The organism is Gordonia sp. Swx-4 (assembly GCF_030316175.1).
Taxonomy (GTDB): Bacteria; Actinomycetota; Actinomycetes; order Mycobacteriales; family Mycobacteriaceae; genus Gordonia; species Gordonia alkanivorans.
In genome coordinates this window covers 5,002,422-5,019,510 of record NZ_CP128197.1, presented here as the reverse complement: position 1 = coordinate 5,019,510, position 17,089 = coordinate 5,002,422, and the positions used below count along the sequence as shown (strand labels likewise).

The following is a 17,089-nucleotide window of genomic DNA, read 5'->3' as shown; positions in this document are numbered from 1 at the left end:
CGGAGTCCCCGATAACCATGAAACGACTGTCCACCCTGGTGAGCGGAACCGCGCTCGCCCTCGCCGCCGCACTGACACTCAGCGCGTGTGGTGGCGGGTCGTCGAACAACTCCGCCGAGGGCGGCGTGGTCATCGTGACCGCGGCCCAGCCCCCGAGCTTCAGCTACGAGACCAGCGCAACCGGCTACGAGGCCGCGGAGTTCTTCCTGAACACCGGTGCCACCCTCATCCGCAACCCGTACGTCGCCGGTTCCGACGGCCTCTCGGCGCACCAGGAGCTCTTCAAGTTCGAGCCGGTCCTGGCCAAGAGCTATGAGGTCAGTCCCGACGGCAAGACCTACACCTTCCACCTCAACACCGAGGCGAAGAGTGCAGCGGGCAACGCCCTCGACGCCGACGACGTGATCTTCTCGTTCAAGCGCAAGTTCGACGTCGACACCAGCATCGTGTCGTTCGTCAGCGCTCCGGTGATCACCTCGACCGATCAGGTGAAGAAGGTCGACGACGCCACCGTCACCATCTCCATCGCCGATCCGTCGCACGGCTTCACGCTGCTGTCGCTGCTGGCGAACACCCCGTACGCCATCTACGACTCCGAGGTGCTCACCGCGAACGCCACCCCGGACGACCCGTACGGCGTCGAGTACTCGAAGACCAACGCGGACTTCGGCTTCGGTGCGTACAAGTTGACCAGCTACACCCCCGGCCAGCAGATGGTCTACGAGGCCAACCCCGGATACGCCCTCGGTGAGCCAGGGGTGAAGCGTGTCGTCCAGCGCGTCGTCGCCGACGCCGGCCAGCGCTCCAACCTCGTGAAGAGCGGTGACGCATCGGTCGCCACCCAGCTGCGTCCGGCCGACCAGGTCGCCCTGCGCGACGCGAACGCCGCCCAGATCTTCACGGTGCCCAGCAATGCCTACGTCTACGTCCCGCTGACCACCACCAAGGCGCCCTTCGACAACGTCGAGGTCCGCCGCGCGTTCTCGTACGCGGTTCCCTACGACGCGATCATGAAGGACGTCTACAAGGGCCGCCTGGGTCCGATCTCGTCGATCCTCAACGACACGCTCCCGGACTACAACGGCAACGGCCTGAAGAGCAACACCACCGACCCGGCGAAGTCGTTGGAGATCCTGCGCAACGCGGGGATCACCACGCCGGTGAAGTTCGAGCTGACCGTCAACAACGCCGTACCCGATCTCAAGGAGTCGGCCGTCCAGATCCAGACCGCGGCCCGCGCAGCGGGATTCGAGGTCACCCTCAACGAGGTGAACTCGGCGGTCTTCCAGGAGGGACTGGCCAACAAGACGTTCCAGGCATCGATGGGTCGTGACTACGCGGTCGTGCAGTCCCCGCCGTACGTGCTGTCCCTCTTCTACACCCCGGGATCGCCGATCAACTGGCCGGACTTCGACTACGCACCGCTGAACAACGCCATCGCGGCCGGCAACGCCTCCGGCGAGCCGCTGACCCCGGCCGCATGGGGTGAGTGGAACGAAGCCGAACGCATCCTGCAGGACCAGATGCCGACCGTCTACATCGGATACGTGCAGCCGCTCAACGCATTCGCCAACGGTGTCGAGGGCTACGTCTTCCGCACCGACAGCGTGATCGACTACTCGGAGCTCAAGCCATGACCACGCTCACCGACCAGGTCTCGGTAGCCGGAGAGGACGTGACGGGCACCGCTGCCCCGGTCCTCGAGGTCACCGATCTGACGATCCGTTACGGCGGGGTGGAGAAGGTCCACCCGACCTCGTTCACGATCGGCCGGCGCGAGCGGGTCGCGATCGTCGGCGAGTCTGGCTCGGGGAAGTCGAGCATCGCCAACGCACTCGGCGGGTTCATCCCGCCGGGTGTTGGCGAGGTGTCGGCGGCGAGGATGTCGCTGTCGGGCCGTTCGTTGCTGGCGGAGAAGGCTCAGAGGATCCCGGCTCGGCGTGAGGGGATCTCGATGATCTTCCAGGACGCGATGAGCTCTCTCGATCCGATCTGGTCGGTGGGCAGTCAGCTCACGGCGGTCCTCCCGAAGAGCAGGTACGGCTCCCGCAAGGGCCGTGCCGCGGCCGCCGAGGCCCGTCTGGAGCAGGTCGGCATCGTCGAACCGCGCCGGGTGATGACGTCGGTACCGGGTCAGCTCTCCGGCGGCATGCGGCAGCGAGTGATGATGGCGATCGCGCTGGCGTCCGAGCCGGAACTGCTCATCGCCGACGAACCGACGAGTGCTCTCGACGCGTCCCTGGCGGTGTCGGTCATGGAACTCATGACCGGCCTCACCATCGAGAACGGGGCATCGCTGGTCTTCATCACCCACGACATCGCACTCGCGCGTCGTTTCGCCGACAAGGTGCTCGTCATGCAGGCCGGCGGCGTCGTGGAGACCATCGCCGCCAGGGACCTGGACCACGCGACCCACCCGTACACCCGGGGATTGCTGGAATGCATGCCCACGCTGAGTTCCGCTCAGTTGGAACGTCTTCCGACGCTGGACACGGTCATGAGAGAGGAGGCCGCAGCATGAGCACGATCATCGAGGTCGTCGACGTGCACAAGCAGTACGGGCGCAAGGTGACCGCCATCGGCGGGGTGACCACCAAGTTGGAGAGCGGCCGCGCCACCGGAATCGTCGGCGAAAGCGGTTCGGGAAAGTCCACTCTCGGCAAGATGATCGTCGGACTCACCGCACCGACCTCCGGGCAGGTCCTGGTCGACGGCCGCGACCTGTCCCGGCTGCTGGAACGTCGTCCCGGCCGTCTCGAGTACCGCCGCAAGGTGCAGCTCGTGGCCCAGGACACCACCACGACGTTCGATCCGCGGCGGATCATCCGCGAGGCGATCCGACGTCCGGCGCAGATCCTCGGCGGGCTCGACGAGAAGGCGGCCGACGCCGCCGTGGACGCCATCGTCGCCGAACTCGGCATCGCACCCGAACTCGTGGAGCGGTATCCGCACCAGCTTTCCGGCGGCCAGCGGCAACGTCTTTCGATCGCGCGTGCTCTCGTCGTCGGACCGGACATCCTGGTCTGCGACGAGGCGGTGAGTGCACTCGACGTGTCGGCACAGGCCGTGGTCCTCAATCTCCTCAAGGACTACGTGCAGACGCACTCGCTCGGGCTGGTCTTCATCTCGCACGGCCTGCCGGCCACCGCCTTCATCACCGACGACCTGCTCGTGATGAACCGCGGCAAGGTCGTCGAATCGGGCGAGACGATGTCGATCCTGCAGGCGCCGTCGAACGACTACACGCAGACGCTGGTCGGCGCATACCAGGCCATGGAAGCGGCGGCCTGACCCCACGACTCGCCGGCCATCCCGGTCGGTGGCAACACATCTCACAATCATTTCTCACGACAGGAGATCGCAATGTTCCACATGGGTTGGTTCCTCGGAGACGGCTTCGGCATTCACCCCTGGAGCCCGACGAACGGTGACGGTCCGTGGACCGGCACCAACCACCTGGACTGGATGAAGCCCGACATCCACGTCGACATGGCCAAGAGCCTCGAGCGTGCCGGCTTCGACTACATCCTCATCGAGGACACCTCGATGGTCGAGGACTCCTACAACAACTCCGCGGAGACTTCGCTGCGTCGTGGCTTCATGGCCCCCAAGAACGATCCGCTGCCGCTGGTCCCGCTGATGACGCAGGCCACCAAGCACATCGGCATCATCCCGACCGTCTCGACCATCCAGTACCCGCCGTTCCTCGCCGCACGCGCCTTCACCACCCTGGACCACCTGACCGAGGGTCGTGTGGGCATGAACGTGGTCACCAGCGTCACCGACCGGGTTGCCCAGAACTTCGGCTACGAACGACATCTCGAACACGACGAGCGCTACGAGATGGCGATGGAGTGGATCGACGTCGTCAAGGCGCTGCAGAACTCGTGGGAGGAGGGCGCCGTCATCGCCGATCCCTACGCCGGCGTCTATGCCGACCACACCAAGGTCAACCCGATCGAGTTCGTGGGCAAGTTCTTCAAGTGCCGCGGCCCGCTGAACACCATCCCGGGTCCGCAGCGTGAGGTGCCGGTGTGCTCGGCCGGTAGCTCGGAGCCGGGTCGTGTGCTCGCCGCCAACTACGACGACACCCAGATCGCCATCGTCAAGGACGCCGCAGACGCCAAGGCCTACCGCGAGGACATCCGTGCCCGCGCGGCCGCCGCCGGACGCAACCCCGACCACATCAAGGTCCTCTTCATCGCGACCCCGACGATCGCGGCCACCGACGCCGAGGCCCAGGCCGCCTACGAAGCGGCGCAAGCGTTCCGCAAGACGGACAAGGCCATCGAGTACAACCTGTGGAACATGTCCTACACCTCGGGTGGTCGTATCGACTTCGGTGCCATCGATCCCGACACCAGGGTCGGCGACATCGATCTGTCCAAGCAGAACGGCGAGTACACCTCGATCGCCGGACTGTTCGGCGGCCGCGAGGACGAGACCCTGCGCGAGGTCGTCGCGAGCAGCTTCCAGGTCAAGGACATGGGACTCATCGGTTCACCGTCGACCATCGCGGACAAGATGGGCGAGATCATGGAAGAGGCGGGTGGAGACGGCTTCCTCTTCTATCTGCCCACCACGCGCATGAACATGGCGATGATCTCCGACGGCCTGGCACCGGAACTGCGTCGCCGCGGACTCATCCGTGAGGAGTACACCGGATCGACCCTCCGGGAGAACCTGCGCGCCTTCTGATCACCGAGACCACTGTGTCCCCGCACGTCTCGGCGTGCGGGGACACAGGCGATCGTCTAGCGGTACGCCGCGCGGGCGTGCGGCACCATGCGGATGGCCCTGGGCAACCGCGGGATGATCAGCCGCGACTGCAGCGAGATCAGGCGGAAGAGAAGGCGGCGTCCGGCACCCCAGTCGATGCCGAGCAGCTCGCGGAGCTCCGGTGTGAGCAGACCGGCGGTGACGGTGGCCAGGACGAGACCGGCCACGGGACGGACCGTCGTGTTCCAGACGAGCGCGTGCCGTAGGACCGGGATGTGCGGCGGCGGTTTCGGCGACGTCACCACACCGAAGACGCGATCGGTCATGTCGGAACGCTCGAGTCGGGTGCGGGTCATCTCGTCGAACCAGGCGCAGAATGCCTCCCAGTTCTCCGGCATGTCCTGCTCGCGCACGCCGTACATGAGCCCGACCCGGCGCATCTCGAGGTAGAACTGCTCGACCTCGCCGGGCTTCCACCCTCGTCCGAGTTCCTTCTGCTGGGTGTAGATCCCGTGCACGAGGCTCGCGTGAACCCAGTGGAACGCTTCGGGATTCAATGAGCTCCAGCGGGAGCCGTCGGGATTCCGGCCCTTGATGTCGCGGTGGCGTTCGCGCAGCCGGCGCGCCATGGCGAGTGCGTCGTCGCGGCCGTAGACGACGCCCATGATCATGTCGAGTGTGCGTTCGGCACGTCCGTACGGGTCGGTCTCGAAGACCGAGAACTCGCGCACGCCGGTCGCCACCACGGGGTGGGCGACGTCGATGAGGAGCCGACGGGGCGCACCCAGGACGAAGGTCAGGTCGCCGAAGACCGTCCAGGCCACCGAATCCGGTCCGAGGGGAGTGATCTCGGAGTTGTCGATGGACGCCTCGGGTTCTGCTGTCATCTGCCTTCGCTCATTCCCGGATAGAACGGGTCGACCTGGAAACAGGGTACGCGCGTTGCCTCGGCGGGCGTCAACGCATTCTTCACGTGACGCCAGGTGCGCTCGCTGAAGTTGATCGACAGGTGCTCGGAGAGATCTACCGGACAGTCCTGCTGCAGAAGAATGTTCGTGACGTTGTCACCCTCGAGGAAGCCGTTGGTGAACGGGGTCGCGATCTCGTCGTACTTGGTGACGATCGTCGTGTAGTGGGGTCCCGGCTTGGTGTCACCGTTGCCGTAGACCTTGCGAACGAGGTCCGAATACTGTGCCTGCTGTGCGAAGGCGGGGAACAGTGCCTTGAAGATGTCGTAGCCGACGGGTCCGAACGGCGGGATGAAATACCGTACGTAGGTGAGCATGTCGCCCGTCGAACCGTGGTTACCGGGCGCGATGCCGATGACCTTGTCGACCTTCTTGTCGCCGCCGAGGAAGTCGATGTAGTAGTGCGGCAACAGGCCACCGCCCTGCGACCAACCGACCAGATCGACCTTCTTCGCCCCGGTGCTGCGCATGATCCGGTCGATGTTGCGCGAGACCTCGCGGGCTGACCGCTCGATGTCGGCGAGACCCTGGATGGGGAAGCTCGGCAGCGGCGTGATGTTGCCGTAGTTGAACGTGTAGACGCAGTACCCGCGGTTGGCGAGGTACGGGGCGCCGGCACTGTAGGCCCACTGGGTGGTGGCGGTGGCGTTCAGCAGGATCACCGGGTTGGGGCGGTCCTCGGTCAGCTTGCACGACGGGTCGTTGGCGCCCGGCGGGGACCAGTTCGCGTCCAACGTCTGGTTGAGCACGTTGGGGATCGCGGACCGGAAGTCCCAGGACACGGGGTGTTTCTTCGACGGCGCGGCCTCGGCCGAACCCACCCCGGTCAGACCCAACGTCGCTGTCATCGTGCATGCCACCGCAGCGGTGACGATCGTCGTCAGCCGTCTCATCTTGAACATGTTCCTCCACCCTCGATCTGAGGACAGATGTTGTCAGAGTCGTCGCGGATCCGCAACGAATCAGTTACCCGATCGCCCGCCCGACCCCCCACCTGCCGCGAGGCGTCCGGCAAGATCGACGACAACCGTTGGCACCCGGCCGATTTCGTCGAAGCGGGAAATTGCTCGCAAGGTCGCGACCTACTCTGGCACCTGCATCGGCCCCTGGTGACGCCCGTGACCAACGTCGCGTCATCGTCGAGCCGACCCCGTGGGCGCGGACTAGCGGCTCCGGCCGCGAAAGGTGAGTGGACATGGTCTCGGTGACCGGCGCAGTCGGAACCGCCGTCGAACAGGTGCAGGACGCCGTCGGCGCCTTCAAGGTGCTCAAGCGTTCGGGTCTGCTGGACCCCACGCGACCCAAAGAGCTCCTCACCACGGTCAAGCGCGCGAAGATCATCGGGCCCTGCGCGTCGGTGGTGGCGCATGGTGCGGACGAGTACCCGGAAGCGGGTGCGGTCGCCGACGAACGCGGTGAACTGACCTACGGTGAACTGAACGCGAACGCGAACGCGTTGGCCAACCATCTGCTCTCCTCCGGCGTCGAGCGAGGCTCGGTGATCGGCGTGATCGCGCGCGACCATCGAGGTCTGCTGACGACGATGAGCGCCGCGGGCAAGGCCGGTGTGCGGCTGGCCATGATGAACACGGGATTCGGAAAGACCCAGTTCGTCGAGGTCGCCGAACGCGAGAAGATCGTCGCGATGCTCTACGACGAGGAGTTCAGCGATCTCGCCGACGCCCTACCTCCCGAGACTCTCCGGATCGTGACCTGGGTCGATGGCGAGCGCCCGGTCCCCGAAGGGGTTCGCACCCTCGACGACATCGTCGCCGGCGGGGACACGTCAACACCCGCGGAACCGGATGAGTGGGCCGGACTCGTGATCCTGACGAGCGGCACGACGGGACTGCCCAAGGGGGCTCAGCGCTCCAAGTTGTCCCCGTTCTCGAGCGCCCTTCTGCTCGACCGAATCCCGTTCCCGCAACGCGGGACCATGGTGATCGTCTCGCCGATCTTCCACTCCACCGGCTTCGCGCTCTGGGGTGTGGGGGCGGCTCTGGGCAACAAGGCCGTCGTGATGCGACGGTTCGATCCGGAGAAGACGCTGGCCGCGCTGGCCGAACACAAAGCGGAGGTGCTGGTCGCGGTACCGACCATGCTCCACCGCATGGTGGCTCTCGGACCCGACGTCATCAAGAAGTACGACACGTCCGCGCTGCGGATCATCGTGATCGCGGGATCGGCTCTGTCGCCGACGCTTTCGGAGGCCGTCCAGGACACGTTCGGCGACGTCCTCTACAACCTCTACGGGTCGACCGAGGTGGCGGTCGCCTCGGTGGCGCAACCCGAGGAACTGCGTCTCGCGCCGGGCACGGTCGGCCGGCCGCCGGTCACCAGCCGCCTCGCCCTGTTCGACGACGAAGGTCGACGGATCTCCGGAACCAACGTCCGTGGAAGGCTCTTCGTCCGCAACGGTGCTCCTTTCGAGGGGTACACCGACGGACGCAACAAGGAGGTCATCGACGGCTTCATGTCCACCGGCGACATGGCGCGGTTCGACGAACACGGCCTGCTGCACATCGACGGCCGCGACGACGACATGATCGTCTCCGGCGGGGAGAACGTCTATCCGCTCGAGGTGGAGAACCTGCTCGGCGAACACCCCGACATCGACGACGTCGCGGTGATCGGCGTGGACGACGACGAGTTCGGAAAGCGGCTGCGCGCCTTCATCGTTGCGGCTCCGCATGCCAACCCTTCGCCCGAGGACGTCAAGGCGCATGTGAAGGCGCATCTCGCCCGGTACAAGGTGCCGCGCGACGTGGTGTTCGTCGACGAGTTGCCGCGCAATCCCACGGGCAAGCTCGTCCGCCGGCAGTTGCCGACGGGGCCGCTGTAGGTCTCGATCAGCGGAGGTCAGCCGGCGGCCCGGTCTCGCTTCAGCTGTGCGACAACCAGATGCAGCGCGGCGGTGGTGGTGAGGGAGCGGACCCGTTCCCGGTCACCGGGGAAGCGCCGCGTGATCGTGTGGGTCGGGCGGCCCTTGATCGCGACGCCGAAGCAGACGGTGCCGACCGGCTTGGCCTCGGTGCCGCCGTCGGGACCGGCGATTCCGGTGGTCGACACCGCGACATCGGACTTGAGATGGCGGAGGGCTCCCTCGGCCATCGCCGCGGCGACCTCCTCGCTGACCGCGCCGCGTGAGGCGATGAGTTCGGCGGGAACGTCGATGAGATCGGACTTCGCGTCGTTGGAGTACGACACGACGCCGCCCGTGACGTAGGCGGAGGAGCCGGGACGGTCGGTGAGTCGAGCTGCGACGAGCCCGCCGGTGCAGGATTCCGCCGTGGCGATCAGCCGACCGTCGAGGGTCGCGATGAGCTGGTCCTCGATCGTCGATCCGTCGGTCGAGAAAATCTGTCTCCCATGGTGTTCGGTGAGAAAGTCCAACAGCTGTCCGTAGGTGGCGGTGTCGGCGGCGGCGAACCGGGTGACCATGTCGAGTTCCCCGCGTCGCAGGCAGGTGGTGATCTCGAGGGCAGCGAAGCCGGGAATGGTCTCCTCGGCACGGCGCAGGGTCTCGGCGAGCTCGGCCTCATGCAGACCGTAGGCCCGGATGGTCTCCTGCGTGAGGTCGTCTGCCCGGGACACCACGTCGGCGATGGCGGGTGAGGCGATCGCGGCCGGCCACATCGCCTGAAGTTCACCGGGCGGGCCGGGCAGGACGAGGATCGCCGGCAAGGGTTGCGTACCGGGGACTGCGGGAATGGCGACGCCCGGCGCCGTGCCGGTGGGCGGTATCGCCACGGCACCGGCGGGAACGCGGGCCTGCTTGTGGATACCGATGCGGGTCGGGCCGTCGTCGAGGTCGACGGTGTCGGGTCGCCAGCGTCGGATGATGCCGGCGATGTGCTCCTCGAGAGCCGGGTCGAGCTGCAGGTCGCGCCCGCAGAACTCGGCGACCGTCGCCACCGTGAGGTCGTCGGCCGTGGGACCGAGACCGCCACTGGTGACGATGAGATCGACCTGCTGGTCGGCGAGGAATCGCAGCTGCGCGGTGAGGTCGGCAGGGCGATCCCCGCAGATCGTGATGTGGGCGACGTCGACGCCGGCCGCGAGTAGTTGCTCGGACACCCACGGGCCGTTCTGGTCGGCGATCCGTCCGGTCAGTACCTCGGTTCCGGTCACCACGATTCCTGCGCGCACAGTCACGGGTTCGAGCCTAGTCGGGGACTCCTCCGGTGAGGGTGCCTGCTGGTTCGAACCGTACGAACTCAACTCGGCCGCCAGACTTCGATCGAAGTCTGGCGGCCGAGTTGAGATCTGGGAGTGAGGTTCTCTACGCCTTCTCGGCCTTCGCCTTCTCCTGCATCGACGACCGGGCCGGGTTGGCCTGGTCATCCGACTTCGGGTCGGACTCGTCCTTCTTCTCGGTCACGCCCGACTTGATGCGGGCACCGATGTCGGGATCGACGCGGTGCCAGTACTCGAACGCGCGCTGCAGAACGGGTTCGGAGACACCGTTGAGGAGATGGCCGACGACGTTGTCGACGAACCGCTCTCGCGCGTCGTCGTCGAACACCTCGCGGACCAGCGTTCCCGCCTGGCCCCAGTCGTCGTCCTCGGGATGATCGACATAGGCGCTGCGCAGGATCTCGCCGTTGGCCGCCCACTGTGGTTCGCCCTGACCGGGATACAGCGCCGACGGGCCTCCCTTGGAATTGGGTGCGTAGACCGGGTCGGTGACGTTGTGGATACGCATCGCGCCGTCCTTGGAGTACGAGTGGACCTCGTTCTTGGGCGCGTTGACCGGGATCTGCTTGTAGTTGCCGCCGAGACGGTGCCGGTGGGCGTCGGCGTAGGAGAAGACGCGGCCCAACAACATCCGGTCGGGGCTGAAGCCGATGCCGGGCACGACGTTGTTCGGCTCGAAGGCGACCTGCTCGATCTGCGTGTGATGATCGACCGGGTTGGTGTGCAGCGTCATCTTGCCGACGTCGATCAGCGGGTAGTCGCCGTGCGGCCACACCTTGGTCAGGTCGAATGGGTTGAACCGGTAGCCCACCGCGTCGTCGAACGGCATGAGCTGGACCTTCAGCGTCCAGCTCGGATGGTTACCGGCGTCGATGTTCTCGAACAGGTCCCGGGTGTGGAAATCGGTGTCGGCAGCGGCCATCTGATCGGCCTCGTGCTGCGTCAGGTGCTCGACGCCCTGGTCGGACTTGAAATGGTATTTGACCCAGTGCTTCACGCCTTCGGCGTTGACCCACAGATACGTGTGCGAGCTGTAGCCGTTCATGTGACGCCACGTCTTCGGGATGCCGCGGTCGCCCATCAGCCAGGTGACCTGGTGGGCGGACTCGGGCGACAGCGTCCAGAAGTCCCACTGCATGTCGTGGTCGCGAAGGTTGTTGTCCTGCCGACGTTTCTGGGAGCGGATGAAGTGCTGGAACTTCATCGGGTCCTTGACGAAGAAGATCGGCGTGTTGTTGCCGACCATGTCGTAGATGCCCTCGGACGTGTAGAACTTCAGCGCGAAACCGCGTGGGTCACGCCAGGTGTCGGGGCTGCCGCGTTCGCCGGCCACCGTCGAGAACCGCGCCACCATCTCGGTCTTCACGCCGGGCTGGAACAGTGCGGCGCTGGTGTAGGCCGAGACGTCCTCGGTGGTTTCGAACGTCCCGAAAGCGCCACTGCCCTTGGCATGTGGCTGTCGTTCGGGAATTCGTTCGCGGTTGAACTGGGCCATCTGCTCGATCAGATAGTGATCGTGCAGGACGATCGGTCCTCCGGCGCCCACGGTCAGAGAGTGTTCGTCACTCCCGGCCGGCGCGCCCGAATCCCGGGTTGTGTAGAGCGAATCGTCGGACATATCGCCTCCGAGAGGTCGTCGTATCCGTGCAAGAAAATGCGCGACCCGAGGGCTGCAGGTCCGCCCAGCCGATCCTACGCTGAGCCGATCGCCGTCACGGCCGCTCGCCCGCGACGATGCCGAACTCGCGGAGCACCGCGTCGGTGTGTTCGCCCAGGGCGGGTACCGGTCCCATCGCGAGCTCGACGTCGTCGAACGTCATCGGCGGCAGCACCGCCTTGATCGGTCCGACCTCGGTGTCGACGTCGCGCCAGCGGTCGCGTTCGCCGAGCTGCGGATGCTCGACCACGGCCTCGAGATCGCGGATCTCGGCGGCCGGCACACCTGCGTCGGCGAGGCGCCGGTCGAGCTCCTCGGTGGTGAACCGTTTGGTCTCCGCCGCGATGACGGCGTCGACCTCCGCCCGACGGGAGACGCGATCGATGTTGGTCTTGTACCGGGGGTCCTCGGCGAGATCCGGGCGATCGAGCACGACGCGGGTCAGCGTGTCCCACCCGCGGTCGTTCTGGACCCCGATCAGGATGGTGCCGTCCTGGGTGGGGTACTTGTCGTACGGCACGATCGCCGCGTGGCCGAGGCCGACGCGAGCGATCTGTTTGCCGCCGTAGAGCCGCATGTACATGGCGTGACCCATCCACTCGACCGTGGAGTCGAACATCGACACGGCCACCCGTGCGCCGATGCCGGTGGTGGCGCGGCGGAACAGCGCCGACAGCACCGAGGTGAGGGCGTACATCCCGGCGGCGATGTCGGAGGACGGGATGCCGGTCTTGGTCATGTCCTCGGGCGTCCCGGTCACGGAGATCAGGCCGGTCTCGGCCTGGACGAGCATGTCGTAGGCTTTGCGGTCGCGGAACGGGCCGGCGTCGCCGTAGCCGGACATGTCGACGACGATCAGTTCGGGATGGTCGGCGCGCAGGACGTCGGCGCCGAGTCCGAGGCGCGCCGCGGCGCCGGGAGCCAGGTTCTGCAGGAAGACGTCGGCTCCGGCGATCAGCGTCTTGATCGCGTCGCGGCCGGCTTCGCTCTTGAGGTCGAGTTCGACCGATTCCTTGCCGCGGTTCAGCCACACGAAATGCGAACCCGCGCCGCCGCGTACAGCCGAGTCGTACTGCCGGGCGAAGTCCCCTTCACCCACGCGCTCGACCTTGATGACCCGTGCACCCAGGTCGGCGAGGTGCCGGGTGGCGAGGGGAGCGGCGACGGCCTGCTCGAGGGCGACGACGGTGATCCCCTCCAGCGGCAGCAGGGCTGAGTCCGAGGAGGGCGACTGGTCCGAATTCACCGGCCAAGGATCACCTGCACTTGTCGGGTTCGTCAACGCGATCGGGATCAACCCGACCATCTGTGAGTCCCGCGTCACGATCGGCGTTGTGCGCCGTCGCGGGCGGGGGTCATGAGCTGCGGTCGACCGGTTTCACCGCCGGGTCGGCGAGCGCCCGCCGGTCGAGGTCGGCGTCGACCCCTGTGCCGTCGAACGTCTCGCCGGCGATGACCTGGGCGAACTCCTCGTCGGCCGTCTCCACGGCCGCCTCCGCGGCGAGCCGCTGCTCCTCACCGGTCAGGGTGTTGAGAGCGACCTCCTTGATGAAGAGGACCGCGATCGTGCCGACGATCGCCATCGCCATCGAGACCAGGAAGATCCGGGCTGTGCCGTCGCCGTACGCGCCGCGGACGATCGCCGCGATGGGTGCGGGCAGTTCGTTGAGGTTGGACAGGCCGGCACCGCCGGAGCCGGACTGGGTGATGCCGATCGCGCGCAGGCCCTTACCGATCAGGTCGGTGACGTGGTTCGACAGCACCGCTCCGAGCACCGAGACGCCGGCTGCACCACCGAGTGAGCGGAAGAAGGTCACGGTCGAGGTGGCCGCACCGAGGTTCTTCGGCTCCACGGTGTTCTGCACCGCGAGCACCAGATTCTGCATCGTCATGCCCATACCGAGTCCCAGCGCGAACAGGTAGCCGCTCAGGACCGCCATGTTGGTGTGGGCGTCGATCGTCGCGAGGAGGCCGAAGCCGACCGCCATCACGATCGAGCCGGCGACCAGGTAGTTCTTCCAGCGGCCGTACTTGGTGATGAGGCGCCCGGAGAGGGTCGCCGAGACCACCGAGCCGAAGACCATCGGGAGGGTCAGCAACCCGGCCGCGGTGGGGGAGTAGCCGCGGGCGATCTGGAAATACTGGCCCAGGAACACCGCGCCGCCGAACAGGGCCACACCGACCGCGATGCTGGCGATGGTCGCGAGGGTGGTCGTGCGCTCCTTGAACAGGTGCAGCGGGATGATCGGGTCCTTGGCCCTGGACTCCACCCAGATCGCGACGGCGAGCAGGGCGAGTCCGAGTGCGACGAGACCGAACGACACGCCCGAGACCCAGTCGAAGTTCTTGCCGGCGAGGGTGACCCAGATCAGGATGACACTGACGCCGGCCGAGATGAGCAGGGCTCCGGCGTAGTCGATGTAGACCTTGCGCCGGACGACCGGGAGGTTGAGGGTGCGCTGCACGACGATCATGGCGATGACGGCCAGCGGGACACACACGTAGAACGTCCAGCGCCAACCGAGCCAGCTCGTGTCGACGATGACGCCGCCCATCAGTGGTCCGGCGACGGTTGCGATCGACATGACGCCGGCGATGGCGCCCTGGTAGCGGCCGCGCTCACGCGGGCTGAACATCGACGCGATGACGATCATGACCAGCGACTGCATGCCGCCGAGGCCGAGGCCCTGGATCACGCGGAAGCCGATCAGCATCGAGACCGAGGTCGACAGACCGGCGAGCATCGAGCCGATCGTGAACACGCCGAGCGACAGCTGGACGAGGAGCTTCTTGCTGAAGACGTCGGACAGCTTTCCCCAGATCGGGGTGGCGGCCGTGGAAGCGAGCAGGGTCGCCGTCACGACCCAGGTGTACTGATCCTGGGTGCCGTGTAGCTGGGTGATGATCGTCGGCAATGCGTTGGACACGATCGTGGCCGAGGTCAGGGCGACGAACATGCCGAGCAGCAGGCCGATCAGCGCGTTGATGCGCTGCTTGTGGGTCATCGGTGTGTCGACGGGTTCCACTTGTGGTGGGGACGTTGTCATACGGGGGTTCCTCCGGGGTCGTGCGTGCGCCGTGTGGACGGAGCCGGATGGCGGCGACCACAGAACATCGACGAAAAACGGGCTCGTCGACCTCGTGGACTCAGGTGCCGGGAACAGCTGGCGGAAACGGGGGTCCGGCATAGGCCGCCGCCCGTTTAGTTGAATGCTGCAACTATAGGGCGCGAAAGGTGTAACGCGCAACTAAACGGGTTATTCCCGATGCCCGGAACCCGGTGGGGAATTGTGCCGCCTGCCCGACCCGGCGCGTCAGGACTCCGGGTCGACGACCGGGTCGTTGGTCGCCTCGCCGAGCCGGTGGAGCAGGCGTGTGAGGGTGCGGATGTCCTCGGGGTTCCACTGGGCCAGACGGGCTCGCCACTCGGAGATCGCCGACGCGAGAACGGCGTCGACCCGTTCGCGCCCATGATCGGTCAGCGTGACCATGCGGGCCCGTGCGTCACGCGGGTCGGGGTGCCGCTCGGCGAGCCCGAGTCGTACGACCGCGTCGATCTGCCGCGTGACCGTCGACTTCTCCATCCCGACCGCACTGACCAGGTCGGACATCGGCATCGAGTTGTGACGGGCGAGCACGGAGATGAGCGGATAGCACGACGGGTCGAGACGGCCGTCGATCTCGCGGGCCCGCAGACGCGTCCGGATTCGGCCGCGTCGCCAGAAATCGGTGAGCTCGGCTTCCAGGCCGCCGATGGCGTCGGGGCCGATGGGGTCGGCAGCCGTCGGGTCCGAGCTCATGATCGGGGAGTCCTTTCGCCGGTACGCCGTGCCGAGTCGCGGTCAGACTACCGACCGAACAGCCGTCGAGCACACGCAGCCATGGCCCATTTGCCCGATTATCGGGGTCTGTCTATGGGCGATCGCGTGGGAGCGGCCCGGTCGACGGGAGTGTGGCCTGCGTCAACCTGCTTGGAGTCGGCCTCCCCGATGGGGCACGATCGAGGAGTGAGCACGACACAACGCACCACCCCGAACGTCTGGGAGTACATCAAGTACTGCTACTGGGCGCCCCTGCCGAAGTCGATGACCGCCTGGGTCGAGAACGACCTCGCGGGACCCGGGGCCTCGTGGCGGATGGTCGTGCGGTGGGCCATCCCCTGCATCATCCTCGTGAGCCCGATGATGTTCGTCCCGGCGGACTGGGGTGTGCGGGTCATCATGACGTTTCCGATCCTCATCGCCTACCTGTTCTTCTCGATCGCGCTGAACCGCGTGTACCGCCGTCATCGGCTGGCCCAGCACGGACTCAACCCAGACCTGATCAACCGGCTCGAGCGGGAGAAGAACTCCGATCTGTACGACGAGTACCACCGCAAGTACCGCGGGGAGCATCGTCGCCGCTGATTGCGAGGTCAGTACAGGTAGTCCTCGCCGCTCGCGCGCACGGTCACGTCAGAGAGGCTGATCCCCCAGGGCTGATCGATGACGTGGACGACGGCGTCGGCCAGGTCCTCGGGAGTGATGAGCCAGTACCGGATCGAGTCCGCGTCGGTCAGCTCGGGCGGTAGTTCGCCCTTGAGCATCTGGACGACGTGCTCCCGGTACGACGCCGCGCGCTGGCCGACGATGCCGCGGATCGCGCGGTCATTGACGATCCAGCTCGCCAGATTGGTGCCCGCGACACCGGTGGGCTTGACCGTGGTGACCTTGATCTTGCCCTTCGCCTCGATCCGCAACGAGTCCGACAGCATGGTGACCGCCGCCTTCGTCGCGCTGTAGACACCCGATCCCTCGAAGCCGCCGTTGCCGTAGATCGACGCGATGTTGACGACCTGCCGGCGGCCCTGCGCGATCATCTGGTCGTAGACGGCGGAGATGCCGTTCACGACGCCCTTGATGTTGATGTCGATGGCCTTGTGCCACTTCTCCCAGGCGCGTTCGTGATCGGCGAAGAAGGCCAACGGCATGACGCCGGCGTTGTTGACGATGACGTCGATGGCCCCGAACTTCTCGACGGCGAGCGTTGCGGCCGACCGCATCTGTGCCATGTCGGTCACGTCGGCGACCTGCGCGACCGCCGATCCGCCGGCGGCGACGATGCCGTCGACAACGGCGGTCAGACCGTCGGTGTCGATGTCCACGCCGACGACATGGGCACCACGCGAGGCGCACCTCTGGGCGATGGCCTTGCCGAATCCGCCACCGGCTCCCGTGATGATGATGGTCTTGTCCTGCAAGTGATCTGACATGCATCTCCCCCGGCCGCGAATAATCGGGCCACCCTAACAGCGAACGCGGGCAGCAAGTTGGACACGAGACCCGGTCAGGGTGTGCACCCCTCAGCGCACCATGACCGAGGGGGCGCATCAGAAGAGCCCGCCGGATCCGCGGCCCTACTCGACAGACCCACCCCGGGTCGATCGTCGGCTGTGGGTCTGTCGTGTTGACCCGCTGGCCATCGATTCAGTCATATGACTCAGCATCTGTCAAGCCTTGCGGCGAGCTGATCAGAACGAGGGACGAAAACCGTTGTAGCCCTTGACAGG

General features: G+C 66.4%; 14 protein-coding genes. 6 read left to right on the top strand and 8 right to left on the bottom strand.

Translation table 11 applies throughout. The features are described 5' to 3' along the window. Positions 1-17: 17 nt before the first annotated feature. From PWF70_RS22715 to PWF70_RS22700, 4 genes are all read left to right on the top strand, one after another. Entirely contained in the window at positions 18-1,637 is a 1,620-nt protein-coding gene (locus PWF70_RS22715; RefSeq protein ID WP_006359608.1) for an ABC transporter substrate-binding protein, read from the top strand. Then, entirely contained in the window at positions 1,634-2,521 is an 888-nt protein-coding gene (locus PWF70_RS22710) for an ATP-binding cassette domain-containing protein (RefSeq protein ID WP_042375993.1), read from the top strand. Before PWF70_RS22715 ends, PWF70_RS22710 begins: the two co-directional genes overlap by 4 nt. Further along, positions 2,518-3,291, top strand: a complete 774-nt coding sequence (locus PWF70_RS22705) for an ABC transporter ATP-binding protein (RefSeq protein ID WP_006359610.1) — start codon at positions 2,518-2,520, stop codon at positions 3,289-3,291. Before PWF70_RS22710 ends, PWF70_RS22705 begins: the two co-directional genes overlap by 4 nt. A gap of 72 nt (positions 3,292-3,363) precedes the next feature. Continuing rightward, positions 3,364-4,698 carry an NtaA/DmoA family FMN-dependent monooxygenase gene (locus tag PWF70_RS22700; protein ID WP_006359611.1) on the top strand — a complete coding sequence of 445 codons (1,335 nt, stop codon included), beginning with the start codon at positions 3,364-3,366 and terminating at the stop codon, positions 4,696-4,698. 56 nt (positions 4,699-4,754) lie between these two features. Here the strand turns inward: PWF70_RS22700 and PWF70_RS22695 are convergent, their stop codons facing one another. Continuing rightward, a complete protein-coding gene (locus PWF70_RS22695) occupies positions 4,755-5,606 on the bottom strand; it encodes an oxygenase MpaB family protein (protein WP_006359612.1) in 852 nt (283 codons plus the stop codon). Then, positions 5,603-6,589 carry an esterase/lipase family protein gene (locus tag PWF70_RS22690; protein ID WP_035753653.1) on the bottom strand — a complete coding sequence of 329 codons (987 nt, stop codon included), beginning with the start codon at positions 6,587-6,589 and terminating at the stop codon, positions 5,603-5,605. Before PWF70_RS22690 ends, PWF70_RS22695 begins: the two co-directional genes overlap by 4 nt. A 293-nt stretch (positions 6,590-6,882) precedes the next feature. On the opposite strand from PWF70_RS22690, the gene PWF70_RS22685 reads away from it, so the two are divergent. Next, positions 6,883-8,529 (top strand): acyl-CoA synthetase, encoded by a 1,647-nt coding sequence (locus PWF70_RS22685; RefSeq protein ID WP_035753654.1) that lies wholly within the window; start codon positions 6,883-6,885, stop codon positions 8,527-8,529. A 17-nt stretch (positions 8,530-8,546) separates the two neighbouring features. On the opposite strand, the gene PWF70_RS22680 is transcribed toward PWF70_RS22685, so the two are convergent. The 5 genes from PWF70_RS22680 to PWF70_RS22660 form a co-directional block, all read right to left on the bottom strand. After that, positions 8,547-9,842, bottom strand: a complete 1,296-nt coding sequence (locus PWF70_RS22680; RefSeq protein WP_035753656.1) for a competence/damage-inducible protein A — start codon at positions 9,840-9,842, stop codon at positions 8,547-8,549. A 127-nt stretch (positions 9,843-9,969) separates the two neighbouring features. Continuing rightward, positions 9,970-11,502 carry a catalase gene (locus PWF70_RS22675; protein ID WP_006359616.1) on the bottom strand — a complete coding sequence of 511 codons (1,533 nt, stop codon included), beginning with the start codon at positions 11,500-11,502 and terminating at the stop codon, positions 9,970-9,972. Between the two features lie 94 nt (positions 11,503-11,596). After that, positions 11,597-12,787: a CaiB/BaiF CoA transferase family protein gene (locus PWF70_RS22670; RefSeq protein ID WP_006359617.1), complete on the bottom strand. Its 1,191-nt coding sequence runs from the start codon at positions 12,785-12,787 to the stop codon at positions 11,597-11,599. A gap of 109 nt (positions 12,788-12,896) precedes the next feature. Then, the gene (locus PWF70_RS22665; protein WP_035753659.1) at positions 12,897-14,588 is read right to left on the bottom strand and encodes an MDR family MFS transporter; all 1,692 of its coding nucleotides are present in this window, start codon (positions 14,586-14,588) and stop codon (positions 12,897-12,899) included. 267 nt (positions 14,589-14,855) lie between these two features. Further along, the gene (locus PWF70_RS22660) at positions 14,856-15,341 is read right to left on the bottom strand and encodes a MarR family winged helix-turn-helix transcriptional regulator (protein WP_006359619.1); all 486 of its coding nucleotides are present in this window, start codon (positions 15,339-15,341) and stop codon (positions 14,856-14,858) included. A 189-nt stretch (positions 15,342-15,530) separates the two neighbouring features. Here PWF70_RS22660 and PWF70_RS22655 point away from each other — a divergent pair, with 189 nt between their 5' ends. Beyond that, positions 15,531-15,947 (top strand): DUF5313 domain-containing protein, encoded by a 417-nt coding sequence (locus tag PWF70_RS22655; RefSeq protein ID WP_042375989.1) that lies wholly within the window; start codon positions 15,531-15,533, stop codon positions 15,945-15,947. Between the two features lie 8 nt (positions 15,948-15,955). Here the strand turns inward: PWF70_RS22655 and PWF70_RS22650 are convergent, their stop codons facing one another. Continuing rightward, entirely contained in the window at positions 15,956-16,792 is an 837-nt protein-coding gene (locus tag PWF70_RS22650) for an SDR family oxidoreductase (protein WP_006359621.1), read from the bottom strand. Positions 16,793-17,089 lie beyond the last annotated feature (297 nt).